The sequence below is a fragment of the Autumnicola edwardsiae genome, assembly GCF_031846505.1.
GTDB classification, from domain to species: Bacteria; Bacteroidota; Bacteroidia; order Flavobacteriales; family Flavobacteriaceae; genus Autumnicola; species Autumnicola edwardsiae.
The window spans coordinates 1-18,389 of record NZ_JAVRHP010000065.1 but is presented as its reverse complement, the minus strand read 5'-3'; the positions used below and the strand labels follow the sequence as shown (position 1 = coordinate 18,389).

At 38.9% G+C, this 18,389-nt stretch carries 19 protein-coding genes and 1 tRNA gene; 15 read left to right on the top strand and 5 right to left on the bottom strand.

The genetic code is table 11. From position 1 onward, the window contains the following. The 4 genes from RM529_RS12045 to RM529_RS12030 all read left to right on the top strand — a co-directional run. Window positions 1-1,013 (top strand): alpha/beta hydrolase family protein (locus RM529_RS12045; protein WP_311485041.1); only part of this gene is annotated, 1,013 nt, incomplete at its 5' end. Between the two features lie 151 nt (window positions 1,014-1,164). Next, complete coding sequence (locus RM529_RS12040) at window positions 1,165-2,094, top strand: alpha/beta hydrolase (protein ID WP_311485040.1); 930 nt, start codon at window positions 1,165-1,167, stop codon at window positions 2,092-2,094. Window positions 2,095-2,238: 144 nt separating this feature from the next. Continuing rightward, window positions 2,239-3,279: a serine hydrolase domain-containing protein gene (locus RM529_RS12035; RefSeq protein WP_311485039.1), complete on the top strand. Its 1,041-nt coding sequence runs from the start codon at window positions 2,239-2,241 to the stop codon at window positions 3,277-3,279. A gap of 71 nt (window positions 3,280-3,350) precedes the next feature. Continuing rightward, on the top strand, window positions 3,351-5,510 hold the full coding sequence (locus RM529_RS12030; RefSeq protein WP_311485038.1) for a hypothetical protein: 2,160 nt from the start codon (window positions 3,351-3,353) through the stop codon (window positions 5,508-5,510). A 354-nt stretch (window positions 5,511-5,864) separates the two neighbouring features. Here the strand turns inward: RM529_RS12030 and RM529_RS12025 are convergent. Beyond that, window positions 5,865-5,936, bottom strand: a tRNA-Arg gene (locus RM529_RS12025). Window positions 5,937-6,055: 119 nt separating this feature from the next. Here RM529_RS12025 and RM529_RS12020 point away from each other — a divergent pair. The 6 genes from RM529_RS12020 (at window position 6,056) to RM529_RS11995 (ending at window position 10,753) form a co-directional block, all read left to right on the top strand. Continuing rightward, the gene (locus RM529_RS12020; RefSeq protein WP_311485037.1) at window positions 6,056-6,367 is read left to right on the top strand and encodes a hypothetical protein; all 312 of its coding nucleotides are present in this window, start codon (window positions 6,056-6,058) and stop codon (window positions 6,365-6,367) included. A gap of 46 nt (window positions 6,368-6,413) precedes the next feature. Then, window positions 6,414-7,112 carry a DUF2490 domain-containing protein gene (locus RM529_RS12015; RefSeq protein ID WP_311485036.1) on the top strand — a complete coding sequence of 233 codons (699 nt, stop codon included), beginning with the start codon at window positions 6,414-6,416 and terminating at the stop codon, window positions 7,110-7,112. Window positions 7,113-7,156: 44 nt separating this feature from the next. Then, window positions 7,157-8,146 (top strand): DUF1028 domain-containing protein, encoded by a 990-nt coding sequence (locus RM529_RS12010; RefSeq protein ID WP_311485035.1) that lies wholly within the window; start codon window positions 7,157-7,159, stop codon window positions 8,144-8,146. 21 nt (window positions 8,147-8,167) lie between these two features. Further along, window positions 8,168-8,551, top strand: a complete 384-nt coding sequence (locus RM529_RS12005; RefSeq protein WP_311485034.1) for a hypothetical protein — start codon at window positions 8,168-8,170, stop codon at window positions 8,549-8,551. Between the two features lie 364 nt (window positions 8,552-8,915). Next, window positions 8,916-10,142 (top strand): cysteine desulfurase-like protein, encoded by a 1,227-nt coding sequence (locus RM529_RS12000; protein ID WP_311485033.1) that lies wholly within the window; start codon window positions 8,916-8,918, stop codon window positions 10,140-10,142. Between the two features lie 389 nt (window positions 10,143-10,531). Further along, window positions 10,532-10,753, top strand: coding sequence for an AbrB/MazE/SpoVT family DNA-binding domain-containing protein (locus RM529_RS11995; RefSeq protein ID WP_311485032.1), 222 nt, complete (start codon window positions 10,532-10,534; stop codon window positions 10,751-10,753). A gap of 226 nt (window positions 10,754-10,979) precedes the next feature. On the opposite strand, the gene RM529_RS11990 is transcribed toward RM529_RS11995, so the two are convergent. After that, complete coding sequence (locus tag RM529_RS11990) at window positions 10,980-12,125, bottom strand: cystathionine gamma-synthase (RefSeq protein WP_311485031.1); 1,146 nt, start codon at window positions 12,123-12,125, stop codon at window positions 10,980-10,982. Window positions 12,126-12,290: 165 nt separating this feature from the next. Between RM529_RS11990 and RM529_RS11985 the strand changes: the two genes are divergently transcribed. The 3 genes from RM529_RS11985 to RM529_RS11975 all read left to right on the top strand — a co-directional run bounded on the left by RM529_RS11985 (window position 12,291) and on the right by RM529_RS11975 (window position 14,389). Next, window positions 12,291-13,061, top strand: a complete 771-nt coding sequence (locus RM529_RS11985; RefSeq protein ID WP_311485030.1) for a DUF3298 and DUF4163 domain-containing protein — start codon at window positions 12,291-12,293, stop codon at window positions 13,059-13,061. Between the two features lie 85 nt (window positions 13,062-13,146). After that, complete coding sequence (locus RM529_RS11980; protein WP_311485029.1) at window positions 13,147-13,500, top strand: arsenate reductase family protein; 354 nt, start codon at window positions 13,147-13,149, stop codon at window positions 13,498-13,500. Beyond that, window positions 13,493-14,389 (top strand): DMT family transporter, encoded by an 897-nt coding sequence (locus RM529_RS11975; protein ID WP_311485028.1) that lies wholly within the window; start codon window positions 13,493-13,495, stop codon window positions 14,387-14,389. Before RM529_RS11980 ends, RM529_RS11975 begins: the two co-directional genes overlap by 8 nt. Before the next feature lie 63 nt (window positions 14,390-14,452). Here the strand turns inward: RM529_RS11975 and RM529_RS11970 are convergent, their stop codons facing one another. The 3 genes from RM529_RS11970 to RM529_RS11960 form a co-directional block, all read right to left on the bottom strand. Next, a complete protein-coding gene (locus RM529_RS11970) occupies window positions 14,453-15,055 on the bottom strand; it encodes a hypothetical protein (RefSeq protein ID WP_311485027.1) in 603 nt (200 codons plus the stop codon). A 262-nt stretch (window positions 15,056-15,317) separates the two neighbouring features. Then, window positions 15,318-15,971, bottom strand: coding sequence for a hypothetical protein (locus RM529_RS11965; RefSeq protein WP_311485026.1), 654 nt, complete (start codon window positions 15,969-15,971; stop codon window positions 15,318-15,320). A 12-nt stretch (window positions 15,972-15,983) separates the two neighbouring features. Continuing rightward, window positions 15,984-16,472 carry an acyl-CoA thioesterase gene (locus tag RM529_RS11960; protein WP_311485025.1) on the bottom strand — a complete coding sequence of 163 codons (489 nt, stop codon included), beginning with the start codon at window positions 16,470-16,472 and terminating at the stop codon, window positions 15,984-15,986. Window positions 16,473-16,643: 171 nt separating this feature from the next. On the opposite strand from RM529_RS11960, the gene RM529_RS11955 reads away from it, so the two are divergent. Both RM529_RS11955 and RM529_RS11950 read left to right on the top strand, forming a co-directional pair. After that, window positions 16,644-17,606: a YheT family hydrolase gene (locus RM529_RS11955; RefSeq protein WP_311485024.1), complete on the top strand. Its 963-nt coding sequence runs from the start codon at window positions 16,644-16,646 to the stop codon at window positions 17,604-17,606. A gap of 544 nt (window positions 17,607-18,150) precedes the next feature. Further along, a partial coding sequence (locus RM529_RS11950; RefSeq protein WP_311485023.1) for a YicC/YloC family endoribonuclease occupies window positions 18,151-18,389 on the top strand: 239 nt, incomplete at its 3' end.

The following is an 18,389-nucleotide window of genomic DNA, read 5'->3' as shown; positions in this document are numbered from 1 at the left end:
AAATAATCGAAAAAATCAATAGACCTCAAGAACCTACAAAACCATTTCCCTATAATTCCGAAGAAATTTCCTTTTACAACGATATAGACAAAATAACTTTAGCAGGAACTCTTACTACACCAAAAAATAAAAAGGATTTTACAACCGCCATTTTGATAAGCGGTAGTGGACCTCAAAACAGGAACGAGGAAATAATGAATCACAAGCCATTTCTAATAATTTCAGATTATTTAACAAGAAATGGAATTGCAGTTTTAAGATACGATGATAGAGGAATTGGAGAATCACAAGGAGAATATTCAAAAGCAACTTCTAAGGACTTATCTAGAGATACAGAAGCTGCAATTAAATATTTAAAATCAAGAAAAGACATCAATAAAAATAAAATTGGACTAGTTGGACATAGTGAAGGTGGTTTAATTGCTCCAATGATAGCATCAAATACTAATGATGTTAGTTTTATAGTTCTTCTAGCTGGGCCGGGCCTGAAAGGGGGGCAACTTTTGTTGTTACAAAAAAAATTAATTGAACAAAAGAGTGGGATCAATGATACTGCTGTCAATAAAAGTCAAGAAATTTTTAAAGGTGCTTATGAAATCGTCTCAACTTTTAAAGGAAATGATGAAGAATTAAGAAATAAGCTTAAAGGATATTTCAATGAAAAATTAAATCATTCAATGGAGGATAGTCAAATAAATAGTTTAATTGAAAACATAACCTCGCCGTGGATGAAATACTTTATAAAGTATGATCCTTCATCTGCTCTAAAGAAAATTGATATTCCTGTATTGGCATTATTTGGAAAAAACGATTTACAAGTTCCAGCTGTTGAAAATTCTAAAGCATTCCAGGATTTTGGAAATAAGAACATTGAAATAATCCAATTAGACAATTTAAATCATCTTTTTCAAGAAAGTAAAACCGGAATGCCCAATGAATATTCCGAAATAGAACAAACTATTTCTCCCAAAGTTTTGGATATTATTTCAAAATGGATAATTGAACTCAATTAAAACAGTTGCGAACAACGATTCTTCACAAATAACGGGAATTAACGAAAAAGTGTGATGTTAGAAACCAGGAAAGAATACAACTAAAGCCGTCAAAACCGAGTTTTCCATTCCGCAACTGGCGATAATTAATAAGAAAAAATCTAAGTGAAAAATGAATAAAATTATTATAGTATTATTTCTAACACTTTTTGGAAATACAGTACTTGCACAAGAACTAGAAATACAGACTTTTGGAAACCAAAATAATAAAGCATTAATATTTTTACACGGTGGTCCAGGATACAATAGTGTGCCGTTTGAACAAGTTACTGCTAACGAACTTGCAAATAATGGATTCTTTGTAATTTCATATGATAGACGTGGAGAAGGTCGAAATGAAAATTTAAAAGCAGAATATACTTTTACACAAACATTAGAGGATTTGAACAAAATCTATCAAAAATACCAACTGAAAAAAGCAACACTAGTTGGTCACAGTTTCGGAGGTATAATTGCAACTATCTATGCTGATAAATATTCAGATAAAATTAATAATTTGATTCTGGTGAGTACTCCAATTTCAATGCAGGAAACATTTAAAAACATAATTGCATCATCAAAAGAGATATATACCGAAAAAGATGACAAAGTAAATTTGAATTATATAAGTATGTTGGAAAATATGGATAGTACAAGTTTAGAATATGCAACCTATAGTTTTATGCACGCCATGTCAAACGGATTCTATTCCGCAAAAAATCCAAATCAAAAAGCTGTTGAATTATATCAAAAGTTTAAAACAGATACTTTACTTAAGAAATATGCTTCAAAAAATGAATACTTAGCACCACAAAAATTTTGGGAAAATGAGCAGTACACTTCTATTTCAATAAAAAAGAATCTTGAAAGTTTACAAAATAAAAATGTTTCTATTTTTGGATTATATGGTAAAGAAGATGGACTATACTCAAAAGAACAAATAGCTTCCTTAGAGCATATTTTAGGTAATGAGAAAGTAAAATATCTAGAAAATTGCTCTCACAACGTTTTTATAGATCGCCAAGATGAATTTATAGATTCAGTGAAAAAATGGACAAATTAACTAATGACAGCATCGGTTCGTCGCACATAATGGGTAAAGTAGAAAATTTGTAATTTTAGAAACCAGGAAAGAAAATGGTTAATCCGACAAGTCCGCATCCCTACCCCTGCAACTTGTATTAACACGGCCGTGTGCTCAGATCCTATGAGAAAAAAACAAAGAATCTGGATACTAAGAGCAGTTTTGTTTATTGGAACAATAATCTCGTTGTACTTTGTTCCCTGGATTATGGTTCGTGCCTGGATTTCACCCTTACCTAAAACAATTCAAGAACAGGTAAACAAAGCGACCGGCTATGGATTTGATGGAATTATCGTTTATGTAGATGAGAAAGGTGCAAAACCATCATTTTATACTGCCGGGTATAACAACAGAGAAAATAAAAGCCCCGCCGATCCTGATCTGTTGTTTAAAATTGCTAGTATTGATAAACTTTATACTGCTGTTGCAGCAGCTAAGTTAGTAGATTCCGGAAAGTTATCTCTGGATAAAACACTTTCCACTTATTTTCCTGAACTGGCGGAAAAAATAGAAAATGCCGATAAGATAACCTTAAGAATGTTGATCAAGCATAGGAGCGGTATTCCCAATTTTACCGACACGCCAAATTTCTGGACTAATCCGCCAGAAAATAATCAGGAAGCTCTTGAAAGGATCTTTAATTTACCTGCCAATTTTGAGCCTGGTGAAGAATATGAATATTCCAACACCAACTATATGTTAATCTCAAATCTTATAGAAAAGGTAACAGGCGCAAGAAAATTCGAGTACATCAAAGCCAAAATCCTGAATCCACTTGGACTGAAAAACACCTTTGCTTCCATTCATGATGTCGATTTAAAAAGGCTAATGAGCGGGTATTATGTAGGTGTCGAAGAAGATATAAAAACAACGGACTATGGATCTATGTTGGCAACGGCAGAAGATGTAGGAATATTTTTGAGAGCATTAAATGACGGTTCTCTTTTTGAAGGTGAGGAACAGGAGATCTATTCTTCTATCTACGAGTATAATCATACGGGGCTTATTCCCGGTTATCAAAGTATCGCTAAATATCACAAAGATATCGATACGGTAGTTATTCAATTCACAAACACCACTAATTTTGAAGGATACAACTGGGGCTTATCGGAAATTATGTATAACCGCATTGTAAAAATTCTCAGGAACAAATATATATTGTAGTTTATATACCGAAAATTGCCATTTTTGAAGATGCACCTCATTTTAAAACACTTTCCCCTAGATAACAGCTTATGAAAAAACTATTCCTCTGCCTTTTTACATGTTTCCTGGGAAGCATTTATTCCGCATCTTCTCAAAATGTCTATTTGTTATACGATAAAGCTGTTCCCAAGGCAGAATATGCCGCCAAAATGCTGGAAAAAGCCCTTTTAGAGCAGGAGTATTCCGTTTTGGAGGAACAAACGGGTTATGATTATCTAATCAGCATAGCAGTAAATACTGTTAATCTTGGCAGTGAGGCATATTCTATTATTCCGGAAGGAAAAATCATCACAATTTATGGAGGCGACCACAGAGGGATGATCTACGGGAGCCTTTCGGTTGCTGAAAGTATACGAAACGGCACTTCACTTCAGAATATTAAAAAGAGTAGCGAAAGCCCGCACAATGCACTTCGGGCAATAAAGCATAACACTCCGTGGTATACCTACCGGCCAAGTTCTGCGCTGGATTTGCATTATGAGACTGTCCGCGATGTGAAATACTGGGAAGCTTTCCTGGACATGATGGCTAAAAATCGCTTTAATTCACTTTCCTTATGGAACCTTCATCCGTTTGTATATATGATCAAACCGAAGAACTTTCCGGAAGCGAGTCCGTTTAGTGATAAAGAAATGGAAGAATGGAAACATTTACACAGCGAAATTTTCCGAATGGCAGATGAACGTGCGATCGATACCTATATTATTCCGTTTAACATCTTTGTAAGTCCGGAATTTTCCGAAGCTTATAATGTGGCCCAAGAAAACGTTTACCCAAATTATTACGTTCCGGGCGACACTTCAGAAATTGTGAAGCGCTACACACGGGAAAGTATAACCCAGGTATTCCAGGAGTATCCCACGCTTACGGGAATTGGCCTTACACTTGGCGAGGGAATGGCAGGAATGACGCCACAGCAACGCGAAGACTGGATCTATGAAACTTATATTGAAGGGATGCGCCAGGTGGGCCGGGATTTAAAACTTGTACACCGCATTCCTTTTTCAAGTACTTCAGAATCTTTAGGAAAAACAAGTGTAGAGCTGGAACAATTGACGAGGAATGCTATAGAAAGAGAGGCAGGCCTGGATTTTATAGAAGGACCCATCTGGGCAGATTTAAAGTACAACTGGTCCCATGCACATTCCACTCCGCAGTTGGTAAAAGTACACGGGGGCGAGATGTTTGACACTTTTTATAATCCCGAACCCGAAGGGTACAAGGTCACCTACACGGCCCGGAATGAAGATTTTTTTGCCTTACGCTGGGGAGTTCCAGGTTTTATTCGGGAGCATATCGCCCTAAATAGTCAAAGCTATATCGGCGGATATTTTATAGGCTCTGAAACCTATATTCCTGCGAAAGATTATTTTACAGCCATAGATGCGCCGGTAGACTGGAATTATGCTTTTGAACGGCAATGGCTGTTTTACAAGCTTTGGGGAAGGCTGCTGTATAATCCTAAAACTCCCGATGATATTTTCCAGGCCGAATTTAATGAGCGTTATGGCAGCCAGGGAGACAACCTGCTTCAGGCTTACTCCCTTGCTTCCGCTACACAACTGCGCCTCGCCTCCCTCTACGATTCGAGATGGGATTTTACGCTTTACGGCGAAGGTTTTATGGCTCTTATTGGTGATAACACGCAGTACATTTCCGTAGATCAATTGATAAGCCACCCTACTTTAGATCCAGACTACGTGTCTGTCAAAGATTTTGTTGAAAAACGTGCTTCCAGAGGATCTTTTGAAAAAGATGCAGTTACTCCGCCTGTTCTGATCGATATGCTGGAGGCAGACACCCAGAAAGCTTTAAGTTTAGTTGAAGATATTAATACCGAAACTAATGCCTCGTTAATGTATGAAGTTGCAGATGTTAAAACCTGGTCATATTTAGGACTGCATCTTGCTGAAAAACTGAAAGGAGCTGTAGCGCTACAAACCTATAGGATTAAAGGCGGAGCAGAAAACAAGCAAAATGCCGTAAACCATCTGGAAAAAGCATTGGATTACTGGGATAAGGTAATTAAAATCACCCGCCCGATTTACAAGGACATGCCATTAACCCACTATAACGGAAGCAGCCACGACAGGAATAAAGATAATCTTTTCCACTGGGCGCTTATACGGCCTGAAGTTGCACAGGATATTGAAATTGCAAAAAATGCAACGGTTAATGGAAGTAACTAACAGTAATCTTCTCTAAAAGAATTTTGGATCAATTGAAGACTAGAGGGCGATAATTGCCAATTTTGAGGATTGATTACAATTGAAATTAAAGACCTGGAAAAATCGAAAGAACTACCCAACAGGAAATGACCAACGGGCTTTGAAAAAAGAAATGTAGTTGCCATAAGATAGTCAGGACTGACTATCAGAACAAGCGGCTACCTTATACCGAAAATTGCCATTTTTTATCATCGGCTAAAAGTCAGGTAATCCTGCTAAGCGCCTGTACTAAAAGCCTAGACCAGCGATTATTCAGCAAAAAACCTCATTAATCCAAAGATCAACAAGGTTTTGCTTTTATAAATAATTAAATTGTAGCCTCACCAGGAATCGAACCTGGATCTAAAGTTTAGGAAACTTCTATTCTATCCATTGAACTATGAGGCCAAAACGGAGCACAAAAATAATAATGTTTTCAGAAATACATCAATTCAGGACTTAAATCTTGCACAATTTTAGAAAACTTAGCCCTTTTTCAACCTAAATTAGACGAAAGATTTTGAGCAATGAAAGTTTTGACCACAATCACGGCGGGTATTTTATTTTTTCTTGCAGCCACATGCAGCAATACGGGCGGGGATAATTCCGCACTTCTGGAGGTTACGGGTACACTTGAAGCTACCGGAATAACTTCTTACCAGTACGGTACCCATACGTTAACTTCTGCAGAAAAAACCTATGCTCTAAAAAGCAACAATATCGATCTTTCAGACTACGAAGGTGAGATTGTAACCCTTTCCGCAGAAAAAATAGAGGGTTATCCTGTAGAAAATGGGCCCGAATACCTCGATGTTCAAAAGATTGCAAAGGAGCGCTGACTTCTTTATCTGGTTAATCCGGTTATATTTGCAGAAAAAGTAAAAAATGTTCAAAAAGCTTAAACTACTTCTAATCCCTCTTTTCTTACTACTAAATTTTCATGCTTCTGCACAGGTCAATGAAGATAAAACCGGTGCATGGTATATGTACTTTTGGAATACTCAATTTGAAGGGACTAACTGGGGAATACTGGGAGATGTACAATATCGTAACTGGAATCTGGGCGGCGACCTGCAGCAATTGATTCTTCGTGGCGGACTTTCTTATTCCATACCCAAATCTAATTTTCGGTTTGCACTGGCGTATGGCCATTTTATTTCTGGTGCCTATGGGGAAAGCGATGCTACATTTATTGAAAACCGAATTCACCAGGATGCCCTTTTTTCTCACGATTTTAACAGCAGATTTTTCTTTACCCATCGTTTAAGATACGAACAGCGCTGGGTGGAAAATCAGGATTTCAGGACAAGATATCGTTACAGCCTCTTTCTAAATATTCCGCTAAACCAGCAGAATCTCGGAAAAAATGCAATCTATCTCGCGCTTAACGACGAGGTTTTTCTCAACGGACAACAACATATTGGCAACGGCCAAACTGTGGAAACTTTCGACAGGAACTGGTTTTACTCGGGGTTGGGCTATTCTGTTCTTGATAACCTGAGAGTACAACTGGGATATATGCACGAGTCCAGCAACGCATTTAACAAAGGTCAGCTTCAATTAAGTTTATTCCATTCTTTCTAAACTTATTACAAGGATTCTATATCTTTAAGCTCACGTTCATTATCATGAGAAAAATTTTACTTTTATTACTTTACACAGGCATGAATTTTAATTCCGCTTTTGCGCAAAATCCGGAAATTAGCGGAGATGCCTTTGCGCATACCTATTCCATCGTTGCCCGGGACACCGTTACCGGTGAGATGGCTGTTGGGGTGCAAAGCCACTGGTTCTCTGTGGGCCCTCTTGTTTCCTGGGGAAAATCTGGTGTTGGTGTGGTCGCCACCCAATCTTTCGTTAATCCTGCTTATGGTCCAAAAGGCCTGGATTTAATGGAACAGGGAATAACGGCAGATGAAGCATTGGAATTACTTGTAAATAATGATGAAGGAAGGGCTTTTCGCCAGGTTGCTTTTCTGGATATGGAAGGAAATACAGCCGCCTTTACCGGAGAAAATTGCGTGGAAGCTGCCAGCCATATTACCAGAAAAAACTTTTCTGTACAGGCCAATATGATGCTGAACGACAAAGTTGTTCCCGCAATGGCCGAAGCTTTTCATCTTAACGGAAACCTTCCTTTAGCTGAAAGGGTTGTGGAAGTACTTAAAGCAGCTCAAAATGCAGGAGGCGATATCCGCGGAAAACAGTCTGCCGCACTTATTGTTGTAGGCCCCGAAAAAGCAGAAAATTCCTGGGAAGATAAGAAAGTTGATTTAAGAGTTGATGATCATCAGAATCCCGTGGAGGAACTGGCGAGATTATTAAAAACTGCCCGTGCCTATGAATATATGAACCGCGGAGATCTTGCCGTGGAAGAAGGAAATATTGATAAAGCACTTAAAGCATATGGAACTGCAGAAAAAATGTTTCCCGGGAACCTGGAAATGAAATTCTGGAAAGCGGTTGCCCTTGCCAACAGCGGGCGCTTAGAGGAAGCAAAACCTGTTTTTGATACGATCTTTGCCGAAGATGAAAACTGGCGCACAATGATTACCAGGCTTCCCAAAGCAGGTTTATTGGAACTTTCTGAAGAGGAAATAGAAGAGATTATAAATTAAAATTTAAAAAGAAAAGTTATTATGAAGAATATACTCAAAAATGCAATTTTTAGCATACTAAGCATTAGCCTGTTTAGTATGGTTTCCTGTAAAGATGCTGAAGAAGAGCAGCAGCCCCAGGAAGCGCAGCAGGAAAATGCTGTGGAGTCCAGCTATTTGAACAAGGAACAATCAGAATCCAATGATGCTGAAGTAGCTTATAATCCGGCTCACCGGCAACCAAATCACAGGTGCGATTTGCCGGTGGGAGCGCCACTTGACCAGGCAAGACAGCAAAATACCGCAACAAATACTTCCGGCAACACCTCTCCGGTAAGGCTTAAATCTGCAACTCCAAGAATAAATCCGCCGCACGGGCAACCGGGCCACGACTGTTCTGTAGCCGTTGGTGCAGAATTAAATTAAGTAAAAACATTCTGAAAAGCAGCTCATAATACTCCAAATAAGGAGGTTATGAACTGCTTTTTATTTTCTTTTCAGATTGACTTGCCATAGTGCTTTCAGCTTAAAAATAGCGGCATTTTAAGTATCTTGCTCCCGAAATTTTCAATTTTATACAAGAAGATGGTCCACCAAAAATTTTCTGTAAACCTCCAAAAAAGTCTGCTTCATTTTTTGCCCATTATCGGCCCTGGTTTTTCAGGTTTTGGCCAAGATATTTACTTTAATTATAGTACTGAAGAATGGAGGAGAAATTCAGGAAATACAGCAGTTGGACGTATGAATGCAGAAGGATCCCAGAATTGTGTAATAAAAGCCTACTTAAGTAATGGATATTGAATTTGTACGCAGGCAATTTCCTGCCCTGCAGCGTGATTTTGTGTTTATGGATAATGCCGGAGGATCGCAGGTGCTGGGAAAAGTGATAGAGCGTATTTCCGGTTATCTTACCCATCATAATGTGCAATTGGGTGCATCTTATAAGGTTTCCCGGGAAGCCGGAGAAAAGCTTGCTTATGCTACAAAGCAAATTTCAAAATTTGTAAATGCCTCCCGGCCCGAAGAAGTGGTTATGGGCCCTTCGGCTTCTATGTTGTTGAGAATTTTAAGTTTATGCATTAGTAAACAATGGAGAAAAGGAGATGAAGTAATTGTAACAAATACAGATCATGAGGCCAATGTTTCCTGCTGGACAGATCTTAAAGAAAAAGGCATCACCGTTAAAATCTGGAAAGTAAATCCTGATACCCTTCAGCTGGATATCAAGGATCTAAAAGCACTGCTGAGCAGGAATACAAAACTCGTAGCTTTTACTCACTGCTCCAATATTTTGGGGACTATTAACCCGGTAAAGGAGATTACCAGCCTTGTTCATAAAGCGGGAGCTCTGGTATGTGTAGACGGGGTGGCTTATGCCCCGCACCGTAAAATTGATGTCCGGGAGCTGGATGTTGATTTTTACGTTTTTAGCTGGTATAAAGCCTATGGCCCTCATCTCGCTATGATGTACGGAAAATACAATCAGCTTTTTAAAATGGACGGAATTAACCACTATTTTTTTAAAAAGAAAGATGTTCCTTATAAATTTCAGCCTGGAAACTTTAATTTTGAACTCACCTATAGCCTTCTTGGTTTAACCGAATATTTTGAAGAAATGTACAGGCAGCACACGCCAAAATCTGCCGCTGTTCCTTTTCAGAAAAAGGTTGAAACAGGCTATGATTTAATTGCCGGCCATGAAGAGAAGCTGAGTGAAATTTTGCTTCAGTATTTAAATACAAACCCAAAAGTGCGTGTTATTGGTACTACCGGTTTTCGGAAAGAAACACGCGTTCCCACCATTTCTTTTGTACATGCTGAATTAAAAAGTGATGCCATTGTAGAAAAAGTGGATGATTTCAGGATCGGAATTCGTTTTGGAGATTTCTACGCCAAAAAGCTCATTGAAGATCTTGGTCTCAAAGCGAAAAATGGTGTGGTAAGGGTAAGCCTGGTGCATTATAACACGCAGGAAGAAGTGAAACGGCTTGTGGAAGTATTTAAAAAGATTCTGTAAAAGGTCAGTACCTGGAAATGGCAATTTTCGGACTGTAGAGAAGAAAAAGAGTTAAAAAGTGAAGGAGTGAAAGAGTGAAGAGTTGATTTGCCGGCTAGCATTTCTTACTTTCCAATCTTGAGAGCATCCAAAAATGGCAATTTTCGGCCTTCGGTTTAGCCACGGATACACCAATGATCTTTAATTTTTCCCGCAGATCACGGTGATTTACGCAGAAGAAATTCTTTTAATTCAGAAAAGGAGACAGCTCAAAAATGGCAATTTTCGGCCCATAGCTTTTTCCGAAGGCACCTCATGCATTGAGTAGTTCACAATAAAATACTCAAATCGCACAAATTTGTTAGAACACTGTTGTAACTTTAAGGCTAATTCTATATTTTTCAACAACTATGGAAGCAAAGCTGGTTCAAATCGGAAATTCAAAAGGAGTCATTATTCCTTCTAAGCTTTTAAAGCTAATTGGCCTTAAAGAAAAGGTGAAAATCGCTATAGAGGAAAACAAAATTGTTATTTCTCCCACTGAAAAGAAAGTGCGGGAAGGATGGGAAGAAATGATCAAACAGGAAATTGAGAAAAACGGCGCCCCAGAAAAACTGATTCCGGAAATCTAGAGTAAATACAGGTTTTTGGCCTTTACTAAAATTTACATCAATCTGAAAACGGAATAGCTTCAGAAGAAAAAAAGCCGCTGAAAACGTAAAAAGACCGGTGCCTTAGAATGGCAGTTTTCGACCTACAGTATTCCATTTCCTGGAAAAAACTATAAATCAAAAAAAATGAGCGAAGTAGAAATAATTCCCGACTCCGCTCAATGTTACATTTAATTATTTTATCAGCTTACTTTTCCAAAGCCTGTTTTAAATCTTCAACAAGATCGCCTTCATCTTCCACACCAACGCTTAAACGTATAAGAGAATCTACCACGCCGGTTTTTGCACGTTCTTCCATTGGGATGGAAGCATGCGTCATACTTGCAGGATGACCCGCAAGGGATTCCACACCGCCAAGTGATTCTGCAAGGGTGAATACTTTCAGGTTTTCAACGACTTTTACAGCACTTTTTAAAGTGTTTTCAGAAGTGGTAAAAGAAATCATCCCGCCAAAACCGCTCATTTGTTTCCTGGCAATATCGTGGTTTGGATGATCTTCAAAACCTGGCCAGTAGACTTGAGCTACCTTGGGATGTGACTTCAGAAATTTTGCCACGGCTTCTCCATTTTCGCAATGCCGCTGCATTCTAAGATGTAAGGTTTTTATTCCGCGGAGAACAAGAAAACTATCCTGCGGACCTGCCACACCGCCGCTGGCATTCTGAATAAAATAAAGCTTTTCTGCCAGTTCCTCGTCCTTAACCACAAGGCTCCCCATCACCACATCGCTATGGCCTCCCAGGTATTTGGTAGCACTGTGCATTACAAGATCTGCTCCCAAATCCAGTGGTTGTTGCAGGTAAGGTGTAGCAAAAGTATTATCTACGCCCAAAAGAAGTTTATGCTTTTTAGCAATTTTAGACACAGCCTGGATATCTATAATATTCATCATGGGATTGGTTGGCGTTTCCACCCAGATGAGTTTTGTATTTTCATTGATATACTGCTCTATATCTTCAGAATTATGCATTGAAATAAAACGGAATTTAATCCCGAAATTTTCAAAAATAGAAGTAAATAAACGGTAAGAACCACCGTAAAGATCGTTGGTAGAAATAATTTCGTCCCCGGGCTTAAAAAGTTTTATAACCGCATCTATCGCAGCAAGGCCAGATGCAAAGGCAAGGCCGTATTTACCATTTTCTATACTCGCAAGGGAATTTTCTAAAGCTGCTCTTGTGGGATTCCCGCTACGGCTATATTCAAAACCTTTATGGCCGCCCGGCGTGCTTTGTGAATACGTACTCGTTTGGTAAATTGGAGGCATTACAGAACCGTAAGCAGGATCTGTATTTTCCTGCCCCCCGTGTATTGTCTTTGTATTAAATTTCATCTGTCTTAAATTTTTTTCCGGCTAATTGTTCAGCTCTAAACAAGCCGGCAATTATTAAAAATCCGTTAAGGATTTAGTTGTTTCCCTCCAAATGTACTACAGATGTTGGGCAATCACAAAATTGCATGTATCTTTATCATTAACTTTAACACCCTCCTTTAAGCCGTGAGAAAAATCTTTTTAGTCCTTGTTTTTGCAGTACTTTTCACGGGTTGTGAAGAGGAAGAAGAAGCTCTTAAATTTTCAAATTACGCCGTAGAAAAATCGTATGAAGCATGTAATCCTGAAGAAGGGAATTGCACCTTTATTAGCGTAAATTATCCTGTTGCCGAAGGGAAAACTGAGGCAGCAAAGCGCATAAATCAAGAAATCACCAACCATATAATTGAGGTTGTGGATTACCGGGATGAAAAGAAAATAGAATCTGTTGAAAGCCTTGCCGATAGGTTTATCAAAAATTTTGAAGATACGGCAAACGATTTTCCGGAACAGAACATCCCCTGGGAAGCTTCCGTTTTGGGAGAAATTTCGTTACGTACAGAAGAATTAATTTCCTTCAGGTTTAATTCTGAAATATTTACCGGGGGCGCACATGGCTACAGCAGCGTTTCCTTTTTAAATTTTAATTCCGAAACCGGAGCGCTTTATTCCCATGAAGAACTGTTCACTTCAGCATTTAAAGATTTTTTTGAAGAGAAATTCCGCGAAGATCAAAACATTCCGCAGGACGAACCTATTAACAGCAACGGATTATTTTTTGAAGATGACCAATTTGTGCTTCCTCAAAACATAGGATTTACCCAGGACGAGCTGGTTTTGCATTATAATGCCTATGAAATATCGTCTTATGCCGATGGTAATATTATTTACAGATTTCCTTATGCTGAAGTAGAAGAATTTTTAAAAGTTGGCTTGCAAGAAATTCCTGTTGAGTAGGATTCTCCACCCGGAAAACTTTCTTCTGCCGCTTAAATGTTCTTAATTTGCAAGAAAGCTTCAGTTAAAATTCAATACAATTAAAATGAAGAAGATTTACCACCTCTCGGCCTGTGATACCTGCAAACGGATATTGAAAGAACTGGACCCGCCCACGTCCTTTATCCTTCAGGATATTAAAACCGAAAAAATTACGGAAGAGCAACTGGAAGAAATGCAGGAACTTTCGGGAAGTTATGAAGCTTTATTTAGTAAAAGGGCGAAATTGTACAAGGAAAAGGATCTTAAAAATAAAGACCTGGACGAGAATCAGTTTAAAAACCTTATCCTGGAGCATTATACCTTCCTAAAACGTCCCGTGGTTATTTATAACGATGAAATTTTTATAGGAAATTCAAAAAAAACTGTAGAAGCCGCTAAAGCTTCTATCCATGAGTAGCAGGGCACTGGCCGTTATTGCCGCCATTCTTGCCAGCACGATCTACGGCATTAATCACACTGTTGCCAAAGGCGCTATGCCGCTTTATATCGAGCCCTTTGGGTTTATTTTTCTAAGGGTTTTTGGTGCTGCAATCCTTTTCTGGACCATCAGTTTTTTTGTGCCACGCGAGAAAATTGCCATTTCTGACTGGCCGCGTATTTTCGCCTGCGCCATTTTTGGAATGGTGGTAAACATGCTGTTTTTCTTTAAAGGCCTAAGCCTCTCCACGCCCATAAACAGCTCGGTAATTGTCACCCTTTCACCTGTAATGGTACTTATTCTAGCTTCAGTTTTAATACGGGAAAGGATCACATTATTAAAGGCTTTGGGCATTATTGTTGGCCTTGCAGGTGCACTTGTACTCATTCTTTTTAGCACCACCAGCAAAGAAAATGCACCAAATATTCCATTGGGAAATATCCTGTTTATCATTAACGCCCTTTCCTATGGATTGTACCTCATCATCGTAAGACCATTAACCGCAAAATACGGTGCGATCACGCTTATGAAATGGCTTTTTTTAATAGGTGTTATTATCAATTTTCCTATTACCATTGGTGAATTTGCGCATGTGAACTGGACAGGCCTCCCTTTTGAAGCGGTCTGGAAAATGGCTTTTGTCGTGCTGGGAACAACCTTTGCCACTTATTTACTGAATATTTATGCCCTAAAACAGCTCTCTGCCTCTACCATAAGTGCTTTTATCTATCTGCAACCGCTAATTGCCATAGTTTATGCCATAGCAACGGGAGCCGATACGATGAATTGGACAAAAGGCATTGCTGCAGCCCTGGTTTTTATTGGCGTATATATGGTAACCATTAAAAAGACGAAAGTCCGACCTTAGTTTCTAACCTGAATTTCTTCGGAAAAGATTGTGTTTATGATGACGGCTCTAAATTGGCAATTATCATCTTTCTGAAAAATGATCGGCCAAAAATTCCGGATAACTGCAGGATTTCAGGTTTTTTAGGTGTGAAGTTTTTAGCTGAAGTTCATCGAGGGCAAGCTGTAAATTTTCTGCGGAATTATTTTTACTGCTGAAGGCCTCCAGGCCAAGCGTAAAACCGGTAATTTCCAGCGACGGAATTTCTAAACGTGTAAATTCGGCGTCAACACCTTCTTCTATATTTTCTTCTGAAGTAAATGTCACCTCCTTGTTCGCAGTAATTTTATAGGATTTCCTGTGGCGGTTTTTGGTCATTTTCAGCCAATCACCAAGTAAATCTGAACTTACGGAATTCAGGATATTTTCTTCTTCAGCATAGCTCCATTTGCTCCAGTGCTGGATGATCCCATACTCAAGCTTTTCGTCACCGGAAACTTTTACTTTTAGTTCGTGTTTTCCTTCCCTGATTTTTATCCCGGAATTTGGTGTGTTTGAATTTAAATAAAAGTCGGTTCTTTCTTCTTCAGGATTTCCCGGCCCGAGTTTTTGAAGGCTTTCGAAGATACCCCAAAGGACCTGCTTCTCAAGGGAAAACCACCTGATTTCTGAAGTTTTAAATGGCATAATTTAGCTTTTGGTTAAAAAGTGATCGTGGAAGTCAATTATTTTAAATTTTGAAAGTTGTATTTTGAATAAAAAGCCTCAGAAATTTTCTTCGTCGTCTTTATTATCCCTCTGTTAATTGCAACCACTAATTCTCAAATAAAATAAATAATCTCCCGCTGATAGCGCAGATTCACGCAGAAGCGATTCATCGTCTATATTTAAGTTGCCATTATGATCATGCCTAAAAAAAATGGCAATTATGGACATTAGAAAAAGCTCTTCAAAGCCTTTTGCTTGACACATTTTCAACAATTTCAGCTAAACTGCTTTCCATCGGCGTGTTCTTTATTCCGGTTTTACTACGGAAATATTCCACCAGTTCCTGATTATCCAGATCGTAAATTTCTTTTAATCCCGAAATAATAGTAGAAAGATAGGCCTTATCTGGCGGATTAATTTCATCCTCAAGATAATGTTCACTGGTAAAGCTGAAAATTGGTTTTTCATCCCGGTGACCAAGACAAATCAATTTCCCGTACCTGCCGCCGGGAGAACAAATAACAGATCCCTTCTCAATCAGCTCCCCAAATTCTATAGCCAGCTCGCCTTCCATCTTCAATTCCTGTTTTACAAGATCTGTAAACTGGTCGCTGCCAATTAAATACTGCCGACCAAGAGTGACCGCTTCTTCATTGTGGCCAGGCTTTAAAAATCCAATTCCGCCGCCACTCCAAGCCGGAGATTCCTTGGCAAAATATAAATCCCGGTTTATGGTGATGGGATGATTTTCTTTAGGCGCCGCCGTGTCGGTACAACCTTTATAGTTGGTCAACGCTCCGGCCGGCGTACCGCCCTGGATGTAACATAAAAACCGCTTTTCCTGAATATTGGAACCGTAGCAGGCATACCAGACTTTATCAATTTCATACTCCATACCTAGCAAATTCTAAAGTTCTGAAGGATCTATGTCCTGCGGTTTTTTTCCGAATTTACGGGTATCTTCTTTGGTGAGGACTTTAAAATCTTCAGTATGTTCGAGTCCGTTTAAATTTTCGAATAAGGCTTCAGGAAGTTTAGTGAGCTTACGCTCCTTAAGGTCAATCCACGCACCCATCATTTCACAGCTGGCGAAGTTGCGGCCTTTATGGTCATAAAATTGATGGATAAATTCAAAGTACATTCCGTCTTCAGACAAGCCTTTAAGCTGCAGGCTCACTTTTACCGGCATTCCCGCAAAAACCTCTTTAAAATAATAAATATGCTCATAAAACACCACCGGACCAATATTGTGCTTGGCCATTTCCTTCTGGCCAAAACCGTTTTCTATTAAAAACCCCATTCGGGTGTGGCTCATAAAATTAACATAGGCGGTATTTGCCAAATGTCGGTTCGCGTCTATATCGCTCCAACGAATTTCAAATTCTTTCGTGTACATGCTTCAATTTTTTATAAAACTAAGAAACTTTATTATGCACGCATAATTATCGTACTGACAGAAAGCCATACTTTACCCAATTTTGCTAAACCTTAACATCTGGCCGAAAATTCACCACTTTAAGAAATCCCACAGCGGTGAAAATCTGCAAATTTCTACTATTTTAGGCCTATGCCAATCCTAAAAAGTACTTATAAAGCTCCGTTTCCTTTTAAAAACGCCCATTTCTCTACCATTTATGCATCTTTACTTCGGAAGGTAAAGATGGAGGTATCTGAAAGGGAGCGGGTAGAACTTAGTGATGGTGATTTTCTGGACCTTGACTGGTGCTATGCCCAAAATGGCAATTATCGGCAATTAATGATCGTGACGCATGGGCTGGCCGGTAGTGCCGACCGGCCGTATATGCTGGGAATGGCCAAAGCTTTCTCTAAAAAAGGATTTGATGTTGTGCTTATGAATTTTAGAAGCTGCAGCGGCGAAGTGAACCGACTCTTTCGCAGCTACAATGCCGGTGCGACTGAAGATCTTGAGGAAGTGATCCAGTTTTGCCTTCAGAAGAAAAAATACGATAAAATAGTGCTTTCAGGATTTAGTCTGGGTGGTAATTTGCTCCTGAAGTATCTTGGTGAAACTCAATTTCTTCCGAAGGAGATAAGAGCTGCAGTTGCCGTCTCTGTCCCTTCAGATTTAGGTGCGTCGTTAAAGGAACTGGACAAACATCAGAATTACCTTTATTCCAGAAGGTTTCTGAAAAAGCTGAAAGTCCAGCTTTATGAGCGGCAGGAACTTTTTCCGAAGAAAATTGACAAAAAAGACATTGCCGCCTGTAATTCCCTTTTGGCCATAGACGAGTTGTACACGAGCAAAGCCCACGGTTATAAAAATGCGGCAGATTATTACCAGAAATGCAGCAGCCTTCAATTTTTGCCCAATATCGGGATCCCGACCTTACTCATAAATGCTAAAAACGATTCCTTTCTTCCTGGCAGTTGTTATCCCGTGAAAATTGCAAAAAATTCTGAATTCCTTCACCTGGAAATGCCTGAACATGGTGGCCACGTAGGTTTTATTCAGAAAAGAAAATTTTATTATCACGAAGATCGGGCATTGGAGTTTTGCGCTGAGTTTTAAGCTGTGAATTGTCAGTTTTCTATTTTTAAAGTTCCCGCTGATTGCGCAGATTTACGCAGAAATAAAGCAAGTTTTCAGTTTTTCTTAGTTTATAGTTCCAAGTTTGATTTAAAGTTTCAGGTTCAAAGTTCACTCCGTTTGATAAATCAGGCTTTCCGTAGACCAAAAAATTCATTTCTCTCTTCACCCTTTGGCTTTTCCAGATGATCGCAGTTTATTTTTCCGGAATTCACTTTTTAAGTGATTACAATATCAATAAAATGGTTCTAACTGCAAGTAAATTTGTTCCAGTGGAAAGTGTAAAGTGGAGAGTCTGCGTTCAATTTTTCTCTTCAATATCTACAAGGCTTTAAAAACCTTGCATGAGATTAGCCTTTTAGCTTCTTAACAGCTTAGATTCTGAATGGGGTATTGCCCTATTTTTAACTCTTTTTCCTGTTTGCCTCTTTCACTCTTCATTTAACTCCTCCTCCAAATTAAGCTTCCGTCGTCTTTGAACTGCTTCAGAATTGATTATCTTTGCGCAACCTTTTAAAAATCAAGCATGATTCAATCCATGACCGGCTTTGGGAAAAGCATTTCCGAACTCCCATCAAAAAAGATTACCGTAGAGATTAAATCCCTTAACAGCAAAAATTTTGATCTGAATGCGCGGATTTCCTCTCAGTACCGCGAAAAGGAACTGGAATTGCGCAAGATTATTTCAAAATCGCTTGTACGCGGGAAAATAGATCTTTCAGTTTATGTGGAAAATACCGGTGAAGAAACTTCTTCAGTTCTCAA